The 18,209-nt window shown below is 40.3% G+C and carries 13 protein-coding genes; 7 read left to right on the top strand and 6 right to left on the bottom strand.

Translation table 11 applies throughout. The features are described from left to right. Nucleotides 1-61 precede the first annotated feature (61 nt). From VB836_RS22225 to VB836_RS22215, 3 genes are all read right to left on the bottom strand, one after another. A complete protein-coding gene (locus VB836_RS22225) occupies nt 62-1,744 on the bottom strand; it encodes a two-component system response regulator (protein ID WP_323222628.1) in 1,683 nt (560 codons plus the stop codon). A gap of 33 nt (nt 1,745-1,777) precedes the next feature. Continuing rightward, nucleotides 1,778-3,511, bottom strand: coding sequence for a two-component system response regulator (locus VB836_RS22220; RefSeq protein WP_323222625.1), 1,734 nt, complete (start codon nt 3,509-3,511; stop codon nt 1,778-1,780). 70 nt (nt 3,512-3,581) lie between these two features. Further along, a complete protein-coding gene (locus VB836_RS22215) occupies nt 3,582-4,439 on the bottom strand; it encodes a sensor histidine kinase (RefSeq protein ID WP_323222622.1) in 858 nt (285 codons plus the stop codon). A 389-nt stretch (nt 4,440-4,828) separates the two neighbouring features. On the opposite strand from VB836_RS22215, the gene VB836_RS22210 reads away from it, so the two are divergent. The 3 genes from VB836_RS22210 (at nt 4,829) to VB836_RS22200 (ending at nt 12,365) form a co-directional block, all read left to right on the top strand. Next, nucleotides 4,829-10,681, top strand: coding sequence for a PAS domain S-box protein (locus tag VB836_RS22210; protein WP_323222620.1), 5,853 nt, complete (start codon nt 4,829-4,831; stop codon nt 10,679-10,681). A 157-nt stretch (nt 10,682-10,838) separates the two neighbouring features. After that, the gene (locus VB836_RS22205) at nt 10,839-11,498 is read left to right on the top strand and encodes an SDR family oxidoreductase (RefSeq protein ID WP_046278829.1); all 660 of its coding nucleotides are present in this window, start codon (nt 10,839-10,841) and stop codon (nt 11,496-11,498) included. Between the two features lie 6 nt (nt 11,499-11,504). Continuing rightward, nucleotides 11,505-12,365 (top strand): glycoside hydrolase family 24 protein, encoded by an 861-nt coding sequence (locus VB836_RS22200; protein WP_323222618.1) that lies wholly within the window; start codon nt 11,505-11,507, stop codon nt 12,363-12,365. Here VB836_RS22200 and VB836_RS22195 read toward each other — a convergent pair. Together VB836_RS22195 and nfi are read right to left on the bottom strand one after the other, a co-directional pair. Then, nucleotides 12,357-13,052 carry a TrmH family RNA methyltransferase gene (locus VB836_RS22195; protein WP_323222655.1) on the bottom strand — a complete coding sequence of 232 codons (696 nt, stop codon included), beginning with the start codon at nt 13,050-13,052 and terminating at the stop codon, nt 12,357-12,359. The genes VB836_RS22200 and VB836_RS22195 overlap by 9 nt on opposite strands. Before the next feature lie 54 nt (nt 13,053-13,106). Further along, complete coding sequence (nfi, locus tag VB836_RS22190) at nt 13,107-13,772, bottom strand: deoxyribonuclease V (protein ID WP_323222616.1); 666 nt, start codon at nt 13,770-13,772, stop codon at nt 13,107-13,109. 160 nt (nt 13,773-13,932) lie between these two features. On the opposite strand from nfi, the gene VB836_RS22185 reads away from it, so the two are divergent. The 4 genes from VB836_RS22185 (at nt 13,933) to mtnB (ending at nt 17,316) form a co-directional block, all read left to right on the top strand. Then, a complete protein-coding gene (locus VB836_RS22185) occupies nt 13,933-14,841 on the top strand; it encodes a FecR family protein (RefSeq protein WP_323222614.1) in 909 nt (302 codons plus the stop codon). 44 nt (nt 14,842-14,885) lie between these two features. After that, nucleotides 14,886-15,452, top strand: coding sequence for a 1,2-dihydroxy-3-keto-5-methylthiopentene dioxygenase (locus tag VB836_RS22180; RefSeq protein ID WP_323222612.1), 567 nt, complete (start codon nt 14,886-14,888; stop codon nt 15,450-15,452). 63 nt (nt 15,453-15,515) lie between these two features. Next, nucleotides 15,516-16,679, top strand: a complete 1,164-nt coding sequence (locus VB836_RS22175) for a RuBisCO large subunit C-terminal-like domain-containing protein (protein ID WP_323222610.1) — start codon at nt 15,516-15,518, stop codon at nt 16,677-16,679. A 13-nt stretch (nt 16,680-16,692) separates the two neighbouring features. Beyond that, nucleotides 16,693-17,316 carry a methylthioribulose 1-phosphate dehydratase gene (gene mtnB, locus VB836_RS22170; RefSeq protein ID WP_046278825.1) on the top strand — a complete coding sequence of 208 codons (624 nt, stop codon included), beginning with the start codon at nt 16,693-16,695 and terminating at the stop codon, nt 17,314-17,316. A gap of 228 nt (nt 17,317-17,544) precedes the next feature. Here mtnB and VB836_RS22165 read toward each other — a convergent pair whose 3' ends face one another. Continuing rightward, nucleotides 17,545-18,108 carry a transposase gene (locus VB836_RS22165; protein WP_323222607.1) on the bottom strand — a complete coding sequence of 188 codons (564 nt, stop codon included), beginning with the start codon at nt 18,106-18,108 and terminating at the stop codon, nt 17,545-17,547. Between the last annotated feature and the right edge of the window lie 101 nt (nt 18,109-18,209).

The following is an 18,209-nucleotide window of genomic DNA, read 5'->3' as shown; positions in this document are numbered from 1 at the left end:
AGTAGAAATAGGTCTATTTGTCTATTATAGGAACAAATTGAAGAATCTCAGCTAAAAAAAATCAGAAAATAGACCATTTTCTCGAGAGCTGCTGAATCTCAGACGCTGAGACTAATGAAACCTGCTGTACTTCATCACATTTTTGCTTTTTTAACAGGTTGAGTTGTTCGTCAGTCTCTACTCCATCTGCAATTACTTTCAATTTTAAACCTTTTGCGATAGAACTGATCATATCAATTACAGTTGATCTGACTGAAAGGGTTTGTAGTAAGCTAGAATCCAGTTTGATTCCATCTAGGGCGAGTTCTCCTAAATAACTAATCGTCGCGTGTTCTAAGTTAAACTGACTGATTATTGTTTTAATTTTCAGTTGTTTGATGTTCATTAGTTGAGCCGCCAGTGCATTCAAATTTTTAGCATTGGCAATCAAATCAGCAGAAATTTCTAATGCTAAATGAGCCGAATCCACTCGTGATTCTTGACACCAATCCGCTAATTTTTTCAGGCTATTATTTTCGGTTAATAACGATTCGGGATAGGGAACCGCCACTTGTAAAAACAACCGGGAATTTTGCCAAGCTTTGGCTTGTTCAAATGCGGTTTTTAAGATCCATTCACTAACGGTTATCGTCAAACCTGATTCGGCAATTAAATCAGAAATTCTCGTCTGAGAAATTTCTCCAAATTGGGGATGATTCCAATAAATTGCTGTTCCGACACCGACTATTTTTTTGCGGCGAATATCGAGGCGAGGTTGATAATAAACTTTTAACTCTTGACGTTCCCAAGCTTGGCGAAAATCAGCCATCAGTTGAAACTGTTGAGACAGATCAGAACCAAACAGAGGCTGAGTATAAATTTGATAGCGATTTCCTCCTAATTGTTTGGCTTCTCCCATTGCAATACCCGCCTGTCGTCGCAACTCTTCTAACGTCGAACCATAAGGATAAAAAGCAATCCCAATCGTTGCCGTGATCGGAATTAATTTTCCGCCTAAATGAAAGGGTTCGCTAACTAAATGGAGCAAACGTTGAGCCAGATCAGCAACACTGGAAGTCTGAGAAACGGCGGGTAAAATGATCGCAAATTCATCCCCATTTACACGAGCCACTTGAGAACCTTCTACATTCTGAATAAACTGATTCAATCGTTGGGCTAATTGTTGGAAGATTAAATCTCCATTGGGATAACCTATTGCTTCATTAACACGTTGAAATCGATCTAGCCCTAACAACAAAAAGGGAACTAAATTTTTTTGATTGTTTCGTTGAGCGATCGCTTGTTGTAAAGAACCATCAGTTTCTAAAGCTTGGAGGTTGAGTAAGCCTGTGAGTTGATCATAACGTTCTAACTGTTTAATGTGTTCTTGTTGTTGAGCGGTTCGTTGAAGTCTTGCGGCGATCGCATCTAATAATTCTTCACTGCTACAGGGTTTCGTGAGATAATCATCTGCACCCAAATTCATCCCTTGTCGTAAATCGGTTCGTTCGGTTTTAGCCGTGAGAAAAACAAAGGGAATATTAGCGGTTTCAGGATGCTTTCTTAACTCCATTAAAACGCCATAACCATCGAGTATAGGCATCATTACATCACAGATAATTAAATCAGGAATAATATGTTTTGCTTGTTTTAATCCTTCAATTCCATTGGTTGTAGTCTCCACTTCAAAGCCTTCTAGTTCTAAGAGTTCAGAAATATTTTCTCGAATGGCTTCTTCATCTTCTATGATTAAAATTTTCGTCATTTTGGATAACTCCTTTGAATTTTATCGCGGTAATTATGGTTTACTTTTTAAATGCTGACCCTTTTCAACTAAAGCAAAAAACTCCTCCGCAGGTAAAGGACGACTGAATAAATAGCCTTGAATGAGATCACAGTGATATTGTTGTAATAAATCCAATTCTTCTTGGGTTTCTACCCCTTCTGCGACGACCTGTAAGTTAAGCTGATGAGCCATTTTAATCACCGCTTCAACAATCACTTGATTTTTAGAATTTTGATCCAGATTTTGAATAAAGCATCGATCTAACTTCAAGACATCAAAGGGAAATTGTTGTAAGTAGCTGAGAGAGGAATATCCGGTTCCAAAGTCATCAATGGCAATTTGTAAGCCTAAGGCTTTGAGATGATTGAGTTTTTGAATTGAGGCTTCTTCATGCTCGACTAAAAAACTTTCAGTTAACTCTAATTCTAAACAAGTCGGAGGTAAACCTTCAGCTAATAAAATTTCTAATATTTTTTGACGAATATGAGGAAGATTAAACTGACGACCCGATAAATTCACCGCGATTTGCATGGCATTTAAACCCAGTTTATGCCATGCTTTTGTCTGTTTACAAGCGGTTCTTAAAACCCATTCCCCAATCGGTTCGATTAAGCCACTTTCTTCGGCTATCGGAATAAAGACAGCCGGAGAAACAAAGCCTCGCTTACTCTCAAACCAACGAATCAGAGCCTCTGCTCCCATAATTTTACCTGTTTTGAGATCGACTTTGGGTTGATAATAAAGCTGAAGTTCATTTCGATCTAATGCTCGTCTGAGATCGGTTTCTAAAGCAATTTGATCATGATCTTTCGTTTCCCAAGAGGCTTGATAATATTCATAGCGATTTCCGCCTTTTTGCTGAGATTGACTGACTGCGGTTTGACTTCGATCTAGGAGTTGATCGATTTCGTCCCCATCACGAGGATAAAACGCTATACCGATACTGAAGGTTAGAAAAACTTCTTTATCGTAGATAAAAAAGGGTAAAGATAGGTTTTTGAGCAACATCTCTGCGAGTTTAAACGCAGTATTTTGATCGGTGATGGCCTCAAGAATTATCACAAATTTTTCTTCATTTAAGTGAGAGACTTTGGCTCGGTTTCTGAGCTGCTGAATCATTCGTTCTCCCACTGCCTTGAGAAGACAACTACTCGCATCATATCCCCAGGATTCATTGATGCGTCTGAACCGATCTATATTCACAGAAATAATGGGAATCAGCCTATATTGATCAGGGTTTAGAGTCAGTTTTACATTTTCAAATTGTTCTCGCAGGCCTAAACGATTGGGCAGATTTGTAATATTATCAATATAGATTAATTGCTTGAGTTGCTCTTGCACTTTCTGTACTTGACTTTGATAGTGCTGTTTGACGATGGAATGTTTTTCCAGTCGAACTGTAATGGCTTTTAAAAGTTCGGTTGCCGTACAAGGTTTACTAATATAGTCATCAGCCCCCAGTTCCATCCCTTTCCGAATATTGCTTCTATCTGCTAAAGCCGTCATAAAGATAAAGGGAATGGTAGCCGTTAAGGGATCACAACGCAGTTGTTGTAAAACTGCATATCCGTTTAGTTTAGGCATCATTACATCACATAAAATCAGATCGGGTTGATGTACTTGAGCTAGCTTTATTCCTTCTTCGCCATTTTCTGCTTCCCACACCTCAAACTCTTCGACTTCGAGCAACTCTTTAATATTAATTCTAATCATTTCTTCGTCTTCTATTATTAAAATTTTTTTCATTGTTCTCCCCAAAATAAACATAAAAAATGATAAATTTACAAGATGATAAGCTTTGGGAAAATCAGTTCACTCAATCACAGTTTTGAATGATTACCGTTTCACAAGTTTTCAACGGTAGAATAATCGTGATTTGAGTCCCGACATTTTCTTCACTTTCATAGCTAATTTGACCTTGATGCAGATCAACTATTTTTTTAACGATAGATAATCCTAAGCCAGTCCCCGATATGGTGCCGACATTTGTACCTCGATGAAAATGAGTAAACAAACGCTCTTGATCTTTTTGGGGAATGCCAATTCCTTGATCTTTTACTTTTAATACGGCTTGATTATTTTCCGTGATTAACTCTAATTGTATTTGCCCTCTTTCTTGAGAATATTTCAGGGCATTATCCAGTATGTTTTTGAGCATTTGTTTGATTAAATTCTCGTCTAATTTTACTTTATTTTCCCCTCCAGATCTTGTAAAAACAATCGGATTATTGGGAAATTTTTGTTGCATTTTTTCAACGAGATTTGAACAAAGTTTTTCTAAATCTATTGGAGTGAAATTAATCTCCGAATCCCCGGAATCTAACTTACTGACAATCAAAACCTCTTCCAATAAACTTGTCATTTGTTCAATTCCCTGTTTAATACGCAGGAAATGGTTGTGTTTTTTCTCCTCCGAAATCTTATTACTGTAGTTTTCCAGGAGTCCGGCCGAGAAGGAAATGGTTGTGAGTGGAGTCCGAAATTCGTGAGAAACCGTAGTAATAAAACGTGATTTCAACTCGTTTAATTCATGTTCAAGTTGTTTCAGTTCATAATAATGATTTTCTTTCATTTCTTGCATTTCGCTTTCGAGATGATCAATGATTTTTTGTAAATCATCAATAGATTTGGAGGATCTTTTAACGCGCTTAAAATCATCTTTATTTTCAATCATAATCAATACCCAACTCAATACAACAACTCAGAAATCGAATTTTCCGAACTATAGCATAGTTTGATTCAAGCCTAATTTTTTAGATTTATTTTTTTAAAAAACTCGGGTTTGTCTTGAATAGAACTAGATCAGTAGAGATTCAGAGCAAGCACTGCATCAAATAGAACAGATAACCAACTAGGTCAGACGTTGAGTGTGATAACTGAATGATTTACTGACTCAATAGACCTGAAGCTTGCAACTGAAAACTCTTGTTTCTATCTTAGTTCATCAGGAACAGATTAAATTTAAAATTTGTAACCTGCTCAAGCCCAGTCGTCACTAGAGTCTACTGACTCAGGCTAAGATTAAAATAGATTAAATAATATATACTTAGTTTCAAATCACCTATGGCAATGGTCATACAGCCCGATCTTTTGCCGATCTACTCCATAAATCTGGAAGAGATTATTGAACGCCGTCCGCTTGTGGTTGAGCCTCACACCTCTATTTTAGAAGTTTTGGCTCAAATGAATCAAACGGCAGGTTCGAGTTGCTCCATTTCCCAGTCTCTATCCGAAGGAACCCTTAAAGCTTCAATTTCAGCAAACAGCTATGCTTTAGTGATGGTGGGTGATCGGATAACGGGTATTTTTACGGAGCGAGATGTCGTGCGTCTAACGGCTTCAGGAAGTCATCTTCACACCTCTATTGCTGAAGTGATGACTCAACAGCTTCAGGTTCTGCATCAGGCTGAATACCGGGGTATTTTCACAGTTTTGTCACAATTTCGACAGCATCAAATTCGTCATCTTCCGGTTCTCAACGATCAGGGGAAATTATGGGGCGTGATCACAAAAGAAAGTCTCAGCCAAGCCCTCAAGCCCGCCAATCTCCTAAAAATGCGTTCTGTCGCTGAGGTGATGAATACTCAAGTCATTGATGCACCTCCAAGCACTTCAGTCTTAGAAATCGTGCAGTTAATGGCGAGATCTGGGGTGAGTTGTGTTGTGATTACGGAAACCCAAAGCAGCATCGGCGATCAAAAGCCGTTCAAAATTCCCGTCGGGATCATAACAGAACGAGATATTGTTCAATTTCAAATTTTAGGTTTAAATTGCGATCGCTTGTCTGCTGAAGAAGTGATGAGTCAACCGCTCTTTACCATCAAACCGGATGAGAGTTTATGGATAGCCTATCAACAAATGCAACCCAAATCGATTCGTCGGCTCGTCGTCACCGGAGAACAGGGAGAACTGCAAGGTTTACTCACACACAGCCATCTCATCCAACCGTTAGACCCCGTAGAACTATATGGCGTTTTTGATGTTTTACACCAAAAAGTCTGTCACCTCGAACTCGAAAAACAGGAGTTCCTCAAACATCAACAAATCGAAACTGAACTGAAAATTCGCGCCAAACAACAAGAAGCGATCGCTCATCTGAGTCAAGTCGCAATCAATCAAACTCAACTCGACAATTTACTCACTGAAGCCGCTGCTTTAGTCGCCCAAACCCTAGACATTGAATACATTGAAATTCTCGAACTTCTCCCTAACCAAGCAACATTTTTACTGAGAAACGGTGTGGGTTGGGGAAGCGATTTAATCAAACAAGCCAGGATCTCCGCCAATTCACAAACTCAAGCGGGCTATACCCTCAGCACAGGTGAACCCGTGATCGTTAGCGACTTACGAGTGGAAACCCGTTTTAAAGGGACTCCTATGCTCCACAACACAGGTATTGTCAGTGGGGCGACGGTGATTATCGCTGGAAAACAGCATCCCTTTGGCGTGTTAGGCGTTCATTCCCAGCAAGAGCGAACCTTCTCACCCGATGACCTCTACTTTTTACAAGCGATCGCCAATATTATCGCCTCTGCGGTAGAACGACTCGAAGCCGAAGCCGAACTCAATCAATTTTTTCATCTGTCTCTGGATTTGTTTTGTATTGCGGGAACAGATGGCTATTTCAAACGCATCAACCCCCGATTTCAATATCTCCTTGGCTACAGCGAAGCAGAACTATTATCTCAACCCATGTTGAGCTTTGTTCACCCCGAAGATCAAGCCAAAACCCAGTCCGAGTTAGAACACTTAAGCCAAGGAATTCCCACGACTTATTTAGAAAATCGCTATCGATGCAAAGATGGTTCCTATCGCTGGTTGTCGTGGATATCAACACCATTAGAACAGGGTTTATTGTATGCTGTCGCCCGCGATGTTACCGAACATAAACAGTTTGAACAAGAATTACAAGCCAGTCAAAGACGCTACGCCACCCTCACCGAAGTTTCTCCTGTGGGGATATTTCATATCAATACTCAAGGGGAATGTCTCTACGTCAATCAACGTTGGTGTGAGATAGCCGGGTTGTCTCCTGAAGAAGCGCTCGGGAATGGATGGATAAAAGCCATTCATCGTGAAGATCGAGAACAAGTTTCTCAGCAATGGCATCAAGCCGCTCAACAAAAGAAACAATTTCAATGCGAATATCGCTTTCAACGCCCTGATTCTAGTATTATATGGGTCTATGGTCAAGCCACAGCAGAACGCAATTCGAGTGGAGTGACGATCGCTTATGTTGGGACGATTACTGATATTAGCGAACAGCAAGCTGCACTTCGTGAACGCAAACAAGCAGAACTCGCCCTCCAACATCTCAATCAACAATTAGAAGTCATGGTGGAGCGACGCACCGCTCAATTAAAGCAGATAAACCAACAACTTTTCAAGGAAGTTCGAGAACACCGTCAAACTGAAGCCGAACTGAAACAGAGTCAGCACTTTATCCAAAGTATTACTGATGCGACTCCGAATATTCTCTATATTTATGATCGGATTGAGCAACGAAATATTTATGTCAATCGGGAAATAGAGATCCTTTTAGGTTATACTCGCCAACAAATTCAAGACATGGGCGATCAACTGTTTTTGAATATTATTCATCCCGAAGATTTAGCTAAACTTACCGCTCATTACCTGAAATTTGACACCGCTAAAAATAATGAAATTATCGAAATAGAGTATCGGGTTAGGGATGTCAAGGGAAACTGGCATTGGTTACTCAGTCGAGATACAATATTTACTCGTACCGCCGGGGGTAAACCGAAACAAATTCTCGGCGCAGCATCGGATATTACCGAACGCAAAAAAACGGAAGAACAGTTACGTTTGAGTGAACGAGCGATCGCGGCGAGTAGTAATGGAATTGTCATCGCTGATGCTCGTTTAGAAGATCATCCAGTAGTTTTTGTCAACCCCGCTTTTGAAAAAATTACCGGATATTCAGCCTCAGAAATTATCGGGCAAAATTCCCGTTTTTTACAAGGAGCGGATTACGATCAACCGGGACTGGAGCGGTTACGTGCTGCGATGAAAAAGAAAGAAAGCTGTACGGTTGTCGTTCGCAACTATCGCAAAGATGGGAGTTTATTTTGGAATGAATTAAACGTTTCGCCGATTTACGATGATCAGGGAAATATCACCCACTTTTTAGGAATTCAAAATGATGTTACTGAGTCCAAACTCGCCGAAGAACGACTGCGAAAACAGATCAAACGAGAACAACTGATTAAAACCCTGACTCAACGCATTCGAGAATCTTTAGATCTCAATGAAATTCTCAATACAACCGTCACCGAAGTTAAGCAGGTACTAGAAACAGATCGAGCGTTAATTTATCGTATCTTTCCAGATGCGACGGGTTTTGTGATCGCTGAAGCCCTTAATTCCGGTTGGACTCCCATCCTCAATCAAACCTTCCCCGAAGAAAATTTTCCCTCAGAATGTCATCAAGATTATCTTCAGGGTAAAGTCTGCGTCATCTGTGATATTCAGCGAAATAAAGTGTTACCTTGTTTAGTTGAATTTGTTGAGCAGTTTAAAGTCAAAGCTAAAATTGCGGTGCCGATTATTCAGCAAAATACCTTGTGGGGATTGTTGATTGTTCATCAGTGTTCAAGTGAGAGAACATGGCTCGCAAAAGAGATTGATTTACTCAAACAACTCGCCAGTCAGTTAGGAATAGCGATTAAACAATCTGAACTCTATAACCAACTGCAAACCGAACTAAAAGAACGTCAAGAAGCACAACAGGCGTTGCTGATGAGTCAAGAACGATTAGAATATTTGCTGTCTTCAAGTCCAGGGATTCTCTACAGTATTGAAGCCCAAGGAGAGAACCGCACAACCTTTGTGAGTCAGAATGCTTTAAGTGTTTTAGGTTATGAATTTTATGAACTCCTGAAACCCGGATTCTGGTTTGAGCATCTTCATCCAGATGATATTTCTCGGATTACAACAACAGGATTAGCACCGTTATTTAAGCAAGGATATTACAGTCACGAATACCGTTTTCTACATGGTGATGGTAGATATCATTGGATTTATGATCAGTTAAAATTGGTGCGAGATGCGGCGGGTAAACCGTTAGAAATTATCGGCTATTGGATTGATATTAGCGATCGCAAACAAGCCGAAATGGAGTTGCGTGACCTCAGTAATGCGATGCAAAATACAGTTGAGGGAATCTCTCGACTTGATCCGCAAGGGCGTTATGTTACGATTAACCCCGCTTATGCTCATATCTGCGGTTATGAACCCGAAGAATTAATCGGGGTAGAATGGTCAAATACCGTTCATCCTGATGAAATTTATCGCTTAAATCAAGCCTATCAACAGATGCTAAAGACTGGAAAAGTTGAAGTTGAAACCCGAGGCGTTCGCAAAGATGGTTCCTATTTCTATAAACAAGTTACGATGGTCAGCGCCTACGATGATCAGGGACAATTTAGCGGTCATCATTGCTTTATGAAAGATATCAGCGAACAGCAAGCTGCACTTCGTGAACGCAAACAAGCAGAAGAACAACTGAAAGCCACAAACGAACAATTGCAAGCCGTTTTAGATGCGGTTCCAGGGTTTGTTTCTTGGGTGAGTTCTGATCTGCATTATCTAGGCGTGAACCGCCAACTCGCTAGCGCGATGAACCTAACTCCAGAAGAATTTATCGGTCAAAAGGTAGGGTTTTTAGATCCTTATTCGTCAGCGTTTAGTCAGTTTTTTGAACAGTTTTTCAGCAAAATTAAAAGTAGCACTTATCAAGTTTCCTTAGAAATTAAAATTGCCAATGAAGCCAGATTTTATTTACTGGTTGCTCAAAAATATAATCAAGATCAAGCGGCGATTTTGGTGGGAATTGATATCACCGAACGCAAGCAGATCGAAGAACAACTGCGAGCAACGACTTTTCGGTTTAGTACCTTGATTGAAAACTTACAATTGGGGGTTTTAGTTGAAAATGAAAATCAAGAGATTGTGTTAGTAAATAAAACCTTCTGTGATTTATTGCAAATTCCAATTGCTCCTCAAACCCTGATCGGAAATAAATTTGAACATTGGATTCAAAACTCTCAAGATTTATTTCCCGATCATCCTCAGTTTATCCAACGATATCAGGAGATTATCAATCAAGATAAAATCGTCACCAATGAAGAATTGAAAGCTATAGGTGAACGTGTGTTTGAGCGAGATTATGTTCCGATAAAGAGCCAACAGCAATATCAAGGACATCTTTGGATGTATCGAGATATTAGCGATCGCAAAGAAGCGGAAATACAGTTAAAGAACTCCTTACGAGAAAAAGAAATTTTACTCAAAGAAATTCATCATCGAGTCAAAAATAATTTATTTGTGGTCGCGAATTTGTTAGAGTTTCAGTCCGATTACTTTGATGACCCGAAACTGATTCAAGCCCTAGAAGATAGCAAAAATAGAGTGTATTCAATGGCGTTAATTCACGAAAAACTCTATCAATCAACCAACTTATCTCGGATTGATTTTGGAGAGTATCTCGAACAGTTAATTTATCATTTGCTAGAATCTTATAGCGGGATTGATGAACGGGTTGAGTTTGAAACCGAAATCGAACCGGTTTCCTTAAATATTGAAACGGCTCATCCCTGTGGGTTAATTGTCAATGAGTTAATTTCTAATGTCTTTAAACACGCCTTTCCCAACGGAAGAACAGGTAAAGTTTACTTCAAACTCCATCAAAATTCCCAAGGAATTATCACTCTAAAAATTCAAGATAATGGAATCGGTTTTCCGGCGGATATGGATTTTCACAATGTTGATTCTCTCGGGATGGAATTAATCTGTACTTTAACCACTCAACTTGAGGGAAATCTCGAACTGATTCCCTCAGAAGGAACGACTTTTGAGTTAACCTTTTCTGAACTCGAATATCGACAACGCTACTAAAGCTCATGGCGTGAAAACATCTATCCTGAGATCAATGCTGTCCCCTATCCCCTGTCCCCTGTAATCTAATTGCCCCTTACCGAGTGCAAATATTCTAGTATTTGATATAAGATTAAACTGAGTAATGTAGATTCATCTACTAAACAGGATCAGATTGATGAAAGCATTTGTAGCGGGTGCAACGGGTCAAACGGGTCGGCGTATTGTCCAGCAACTGGTTGACCAAAATATTCCAGTACGGGCTTTAGTTCGCAACTTGGAAACGGCTCAAAAGATTCTTCCCAGCGAGGCAGAATTGGTTGTAGGAGACGTTCTTCAACCCCAAAGTTTAAAAGCGGCGATCGCCGACAGTACGGTGTTGTTGTGTGCCACAGGCGCAACTCCGAGCTTTGATCCAACCGGACCCTATAAAGTAGACTACGAAGGGACGAAAAATCTTGTAGAGGTTGCTAAACAAACAGGCATAGAACATTTTGTATTAGTCTCTTCGCTGTGTGTCTCCCAGTTTTTTCACCCTCTCAATCTATTTTGGCTGATTTTGGTTTGGAAAAAGCTTGCCGAAGACTACATTCGTCAGAGTGGTTTACCGTATACGATTGTTCGTCCCGGCGGTTTGAAGAACGAAGACAATCAAGATACAATTGTCATGAAACCAGCCGATACCCTGTTTGATGGCAGTATTCCCCGAACGAAAGTGGCTACTGTTTGTGTCGAAGCATTGTCTATTCCAACGGCACGTAATAAAATTGTCGAGATTATTGCCAAGCCAGAAGGAACCCAACCTTCTTTTGAGCAGTTGTTCGCCACTGTGGTTTAAAGCTTCATGCGTCGTACAAAAAGAACCAGAAGCCGAGTTCAACCGCTAAATCTACAGCCGGGAACTCCGATTCAATTTCAAGATATTACCTCTGCATCGGGCAGTATGGCAGCCTTTGCCATGAGGGAACGTCGCCAAAGACGGACGGGAAGCCGAGGTCGTTTTCTGCAACGCCTGATTTTGATGAGTTTGGTGTTGGCTGGAATTGTGGTGTACTGGCCAGAAGCGCAGATCGATCAATATGCCGGAGATCAACTGGATATGGTTCTCGAAGAAATTAATCGAGATATTGATCGCAGATGGCCGCCTTTAGTCATGGAAGGCGGTGATCCCTATGTACGGGCTTTGATGCGAACGATCTCCGCGAGTGAATCAAATTCCTCTAAGCCCTATCATGTCCTCTATGGTGGGCGTCATGTTTCTGATCTGGCTCATCATCCCGATCGCTGTGTGACGATTGTTGTTGGCCCGAATAAAGGACGCTGTACAACTGCCGCAGGTCGCTATCAACTGTTAACCGACACTTGGGAACGAATTGCTTATCGCTATCATCCTGAACCGAATCAGTTTTGGTTTCGCCAACCCTACAGTTTTGAAGCGAAATATCAAGATATGGTGGTTTACCGTTGGTTAACGGATGTGGAATTTTGGGAAATGGATATTGCTCAAATGTTGCGTGCGGGTCAACTCGATGAGGTGTTACGTTCCCTTTCGGATACTTGGACGAGTTTAGGATATGGGATTGAAGATAATGTGATGACTCCCTATTTACCTAAAATTTATGAGGAAATCTTGCAGCGAGAACTTGATGCTGTGAATGCTCCGCCGGGATCGAATCCCTATTCTTCGCCTTCCACATTAGATTGAATGAGACGAAGATTGATTGCTCAGTTTTTCTTCAAGCAGACGACTTCCCCGAACCGATTGACGCAACCAATTGATCTGAATTTCTAATCGCTCAATTTCGCTCAATCTCCAGTTAATCTTTGAATTTTTTAATCGGCTAAGAATTTCATACAAACACAGCGCGACACTGACCGAAATATTAAAACTTTCACTAAACCCAACCATCGGAATTCTAACTAAATAATCAGCTTGGGAAAACGCATCATCTGATAATCCATTTAATTCGGTTCCAAACATTAAGGCTAACTTGTCTTCGACTGATATTTGTTCGATGGTTATTGCTTTTGGATCTGGCGTTGTCGCGACGATTTTATAACCCTGAGATTTCAGCTTTTCTAAGCATATTTGTGTATTATTAATCTTAGGCTGATTGTAGCGATATAGCGTTAACCATTGTTCTGAACCCACACTCACTTCTCGCAGGAGATCAAAATCATTCCGCTTGTCTATAATATGAAGATCCTGCACCCCAAAACACTCACAATTTCTCAAACAAGCACTGACGTTATTGGATTGAAAAATATCTTCTAAAATGACGGTAATATGTCGGGTTCGCTGCTGCAAAACCGACTCAATTTTTTGCTGACGTTCTGCGGTCACAAACTGACTTAAATCAGCAATCAGGTCTTGTTTTTCGGGGAGTAGCATCACAGAAAATAGCAGAGCATTCACCTCTATTATAAAGGGTAAAGTAGGATTTTGCTAGTCTGATTGTGAAGCTAAATGATCGGCGTAACGAGTCGTTTCGGGTAAACGATATTTTGAGGTACATTGCAATACATAATTAATCGATGTTTCTAAGCTAATTCGATGACCCGGAGACACATACAATGGCTTAACATTGGTTCGCGATCGCACCACCGCCCCGATGACTTCTCCGTTATCTATTAAAGGTTGCCAACTTCCCTTTTCTGGAGGTAATTCTTGATGAATTCCTATCAATCTTGACTTTGCCGCCCCAATGGTGGGAACATCTATTAATACTCCTAAATGACAGGCTAAACCAAAGCGTTTCGGATGGGCAATTCCTTGACCATCACAGATGATTAAATCAGGAGTTATTGTCAGTTTTTCTAAGGCATCTAAAATCACTGGAACTTCCCGAAACGATAAAAAACCCGGAAGATAAGGAAAGGTTGTTTTACGTTGAGTAATCGCTTGTTCTTGCAGTTGTAAATCGGGAAAACTCAACACCGCCACGGCAGCCTGAGAAATGCTATAATTGTCTAAAAATCCGACATCAACTCCCGCTACATATTGAATCGATTCGAGTTGATCGGTTGTCACAACTAAAGATTTTAACTGGTCTTGAATGGGGATGGCTGCTTCTGCGGTTTCCGGCCAATTCTGGGGATGTTGAATCTTCATTTGTTGATCCCTTAGTATTTTTTGGACTAATACTGTTATATATAGCACTTTGCCTGATCGCGAAGACACCAAAAACCCGGTTTCTCAAAGAAACCGGGTTTTTTACTTTTAGGCTGAAGAAACGCTATAGTATTTTTAAAGTTAGTTTTGAGGGTTAAGGATGAATTTATTATCTCACAAACAACTTAGAATCTTAACCGGGGTAATGTTGGCGTTGTCTATTCCTTGGTTTACGTTAGATGTTGCCGTTGCAAATCCGATTCTAGAAACCGTTCAAAGCTTAGAAACTCGCGGATTAACGATAGAAGAAATTAATGGAAAATCGGTTACTCTCAACGGAGAACCCGCCCAAGTTGGAGATATTTTAAAAGTTGGCGATCAAATTAGCACGGGTAAAGATACTCTTGTTAATTTGCGAATTGATAGTTATATTGGTTTAGTTGAAGTTGCCGAAAATACAACCGTTGAAGTGAAAACCCTTTCGGGTGAAGCCGGAATTAATCCTAATCAAATCACCGTTTTATCGGTAACAGCAGGACGAGTGAGATTATCGATTTCTCGGTTTGTGAGTTCCCCTTTTTGGAGTGAAACCATTCCTCAAAATCAACGCCAAAATTCAGTCACAAATTCTCCCTTTAGAATCGAAACCCCGACGACAATTATCGGAGTGCGAGGCACCACATTTGGAGTCAATTTCGCCCCCGATGGAAGAACAGCCATTCACAGTCTAGAAGGAATAGTTGGAGTTGTCACCGACGGAGAAGAAGTTAAACTAGAAAAGGGTCAAGTTGCTATTGTTAACCCCGCCGAAAAACCAACAGCAGTCGCCAATATTCCCCCCTTATCTCAACTGCGAGTTAGAACTTTAACAAGATTGGGTTTAGAAACGGTACAATTGCGAGGAACAGTCGATCCGATGGATTTAGTGTATATTAATAATCAACCGATTCAAACGGATGCTGAGGGCAATTTTGACTTCATCGGACGTTTACCCGTGAGTCGGCGTTTAGAGGTAACAGTACGGGGGCCATCGGTAAGAGAACGATTTTATGTCATTGCCGTTCCTTAGTGCTAAATTATTAATTATGTGTTTTGTAAGGGAAGATAGAAACAATGGCAATTTTACAATTAGAAGACGGAACAACTTACACCCAACTAGAGGAGATTTCACGCAGGTTAGAACCGTTGAATGTGCGGTTAAATTATTGGCCGGTTAGACAACACCCGGAATTCCAGGCTTTGTTAAATAAACCCGCTTTAGATGATGCGGAAAAAAAACAAGTGCTTCAGGAATTAGAGCATTATTTTGAACAGTTAAAACAAACCGATGGTTATCAATCTCGGGATTTAATTGTGTTACATCCTGATATTCCCAATCTCGATTCATTAATGGCAAAATTTGAAAGTTGTCACACCCACGCCGATGATGAAGTCCGCTACATTATTGACGGTGAAGGGGTGTTTGGGTTTGTTTGTCCCGATGGTTCCCAGATGGAATTAACCATTCAACCCGAAGAGTATATTAATGTTCCAGCCGAAAGCGAACATTGGTTTCATTTGACTGATAAAAAACGCATTAAAGCGGTGCGTTACTTTATCACGACAGAGGGTTGGGTTCCCGAATATACGGAAACAAAAATTCGCATGAATTCTCAAACCAACTCGTTAGTCATGGGTTAAAATAAAATCCCCCAATCTGTTAGAGAACGGGGGAAATGAGTTCATTTTGTGTTAATATTAAAGATGACTATTGAAGTAGATTATCGCTTTCCTGCGGGTGTTGATGCGGAACGTCAAGCGAAAGTCATTGCTATCGGACAAACGGCTGGAACTTGGGATGCACGGTTTAGTCACCGAGAAGAAATTATGCGATCGCATTTGGGGGAAGTTCTCGGGATTAAAACTGATGAAAATGGGAGTATTGCAACGGTTCGCTTTCCTGAAATTAACGTCGAAAATGATATTGCTAGCCTGCTGACGATGATTTTTGGCAAGTATTCAATGGCAGGTGTCGGTAAGGTTGTCGGCTTGCGTTTAGATGAAAATTATGGCAAGTTTCCTCAGTTTGGAATCGAGGGAATTAGAAAACAATTAAACGTATTTAACCGCCCCTTAATCATGGCAATTTATAAACCTGCTTTGGGGTTATCTGCTGCCGATCATGCTAATATTTTAGAACAGGTGGCATTTGCGGGGTTGGATATTATTAAAGATGATGAAATCATGGCAGATTTAGACGTCGCCCCCACGTTAAAACGCTTAGAAGCTTGTTATCCGGTTTTAGAACGAGTGAAACAAGAAACCGGGCGAACCGTTTTGTATGCGGTGAATGTCACGGGTTCCGCCACAGAATTAATAAAAAAAGCTAAAATGTTAGTTCAAAATGGGGCAAATGCTCTATTATTAAATGTGCTAACTTATGGGTTTTCTGTGTTGGAAGCATTAGCCGCAGATCCAGAGATTAATGTGCCGATTTTTGCCCATCCAGCGTTAGCGGGGGCGATGTGTGCTTCATCGGATACAGGGTTAGCTTATTCGGTGGTTTTAGGAACATTAATGGCGCATGGCGGGGCGGATGCGGTGCTTTATCCGGCGCATTATGGAAGTTTACCGTTTGATGCGGTAGAAGAAGGTAAAATTAGAGATATTTTGCGATCGCGCAATGTTTTTCCGGTGCCTTCTGCGGGGATTCATCCGGGTATTGTTCCCCAAGCTTTAAAGGATTATGGAAATGAGGTTATTTTAAATGCGGGAACCGGAATTATGGATCATCCAGAGAATCCATCAGCAGGTGTAAAAGCGTTTTTTGAAGCGTTAGAACGATGTCAAAATCAACAATCTTTTGAACTAGAAAATGTACCAACTGGGGCGTTACGTCAAGCCTTGGAAAAATGGGGAAATAAATAAGGAAAAAACAGAGATGAACAGCGATCCACGTCAAGATTTAATCACCGCTTCTCGTCAATTTTATCAACTGGGTTGGATGGCGGGAACGGCTGGTAATTTGTCTGCTAGAGTCGAGGATGGGAGTTTTTGGATTACCGCCAGTGGCAAACAAAAAGGCAAGTTAACCGAAGAAGATTTTGTGCGCGTTTCTCTGCAAGGAGAGGTGATAGAAAACCCAAATTTAAAGAATCGCCCCTCCGCAGAAACGAGTATTCATCAAGCTGTTTATTCGTTGTTTCCTGATGCAAAAGCTTGTTATCATGTTCACTCTGTAGAAGCGAAACTGGTGACAAACTTTACCGAAGGCGATCACTTGAATTTACCCCCCATTGAAATGTTAAAAGGGTTAGGGGTTTGGGAAGAGCATCCGAAAGTCGTGATGCCTGTGTTTAAAAATTACTTAGAAGTGTCTAAAATTGCAGAAGAAATTGGCGATCGCTTTAAACAATCAAAACCCGATGTTCCGGCGTTATTGATTAGAAATCATGGGGTTACGGTTTGGGCAAATTCAGCGTTTGATGCCGAAAATTATATTGAATTAACAGAATATATTTTCCGTTATATTGTGGCAGCGCGTCAAGTCGGAGTGAACCACTAATCTCAACTTCAGCCTAAAATAAACTGCTTTAGCCCTGAAACCCGACTAAAGCAGCTAAAACTATCTCAATGGAATTCAATGCTACTCAGCCTCTTGTCAAAGATTTAACAATTGAGCGTGAGCAAATTATATGGTAGCACCTAGTTGAAGATTTGGCTAGTTCTTTAGACAAATTTTCTAAAAACCCGGTTTCTCCAAAAACCCGCTAACTTCTGCAAAACCGGGTTTTTATTCTAAAGTTAAGTGTTGAATCAAAGATTGTTCAATTTCTGATTCAACAAAAAGACGGTAGGAATTCTGAGTCGTAAATTGTGAGAGAATGATCTGAGGATGAGCTAAAGATCCTTCTGGTAAGCCAATATATTCAAGATAACTAGAAAACTCCCAAGCTTCAGGCTTGTTGACTAATTTCGCGGCTACAGGGTTTAAATGAATGTATCGAGATAAATGCAATAAATACTCGTTTTTATCTACATGAACAGCTTGAAAACGCCCTTGAAATAGTGAACCTAATCGATTATAGCGTTTGTTAATTGCTTTCGTATAAGATAGAGAGAACTTTTGCATCATCTCTGAGAGATTATCGGTTTTGAGATACACTAATAAATGATAATGGTTAGGCATTAAACAATAGGCAACTATTTCTATTAAGTCTGGATTCAAAAAGTTCCGAATTTGCCGTAAGAAGAATAAGTAATTTTCTCGTTCAAAAAAGATTAACTGTCTGTTATTGCCTCGATTATAAAGATGATAATAGTTACCTTGATAAAATTGAACAGAACGCGAGGGCATCAGATTGAGTTCAAAACTTTGATTTTATTATATCTTAAAACTATTCCAAAAAACAAGTTTCTCCAAAAACCCGGTTTCTCAAAGAAACCGGGTTTTTCAAC

Source organism: Limnoraphis robusta BA-68 BA1 (genome assembly GCF_034932365.1).
Classification (GTDB): Bacteria; Cyanobacteriota; Cyanobacteriia; order Cyanobacteriales; family Microcoleaceae; genus Capilliphycus; species Capilliphycus robustus.
This window is presented reverse-complemented; position numbering and strand designations above follow the sequence as displayed.

What these genes read in the sequence shown, in the direction of transcription:
- VB836_RS22200 (WP_323222618.1), top strand. Translation starts at nt 11,505, where the DNA reads ATGCGTCGTACAAAAAGAACCAGAAGCCGAGTTCAACCGCTAAATCTA.
- VB836_RS22185 (WP_323222614.1), top strand. Translation starts at nt 13,933, where the DNA reads ATGAATTTATTATCTCACAAACAACTTAGAATCTTAACCGGGGTAATG.
- VB836_RS22165 (WP_323222607.1), bottom strand. Translation starts at nt 18,108, where the DNA reads ATGCCCTCGCGTTCTGTTCAATTTTATCAAGGTAACTATTATCATCTT.
- VB836_RS22215 (WP_323222622.1), bottom strand. Translation starts at nt 4,439, where the DNA reads ATGATTGAAAATAAAGATGATTTTAAGCGCGTTAAAAGATCCTCCAAA.
- VB836_RS22220 (WP_323222625.1), bottom strand. Translation starts at nt 3,511, where the DNA reads ATGAAAAAAATTTTAATAATAGAAGACGAAGAAATGATTAGAATTAAT.
- VB836_RS22225 (WP_323222628.1), bottom strand. Translation starts at nt 1,744, where the DNA reads ATGACGAAAATTTTAATCATAGAAGATGAAGAAGCCATTCGAGAAAAT.
- mtnB (WP_046278825.1), top strand. Translation starts at nt 16,693, where the DNA reads ATGAACAGCGATCCACGTCAAGATTTAATCACCGCTTCTCGTCAATTT.
- VB836_RS22195 (WP_323222655.1), bottom strand. Translation starts at nt 13,052, where the DNA reads ATGCTACTCCCCGAAAAACAAGACCTGATTGCTGATTTAAGTCAGTTT.
- VB836_RS22205 (WP_046278829.1), top strand. Translation starts at nt 10,839, where the DNA reads ATGAAAGCATTTGTAGCGGGTGCAACGGGTCAAACGGGTCGGCGTATT.
- VB836_RS22210 (WP_323222620.1), top strand. Translation starts at nt 4,829, where the DNA reads ATGGCAATGGTCATACAGCCCGATCTTTTGCCGATCTACTCCATAAAT.
- nfi (WP_323222616.1), bottom strand. Translation starts at nt 13,772, where the DNA reads ATGAAGATTCAACATCCCCAGAATTGGCCGGAAACCGCAGAAGCAGCC.
- VB836_RS22180 (WP_323222612.1), top strand. Translation starts at nt 14,886, where the DNA reads ATGGCAATTTTACAATTAGAAGACGGAACAACTTACACCCAACTAGAG.
- VB836_RS22175 (WP_323222610.1), top strand. Translation starts at nt 15,516, where the DNA reads ATGACTATTGAAGTAGATTATCGCTTTCCTGCGGGTGTTGATGCGGAA.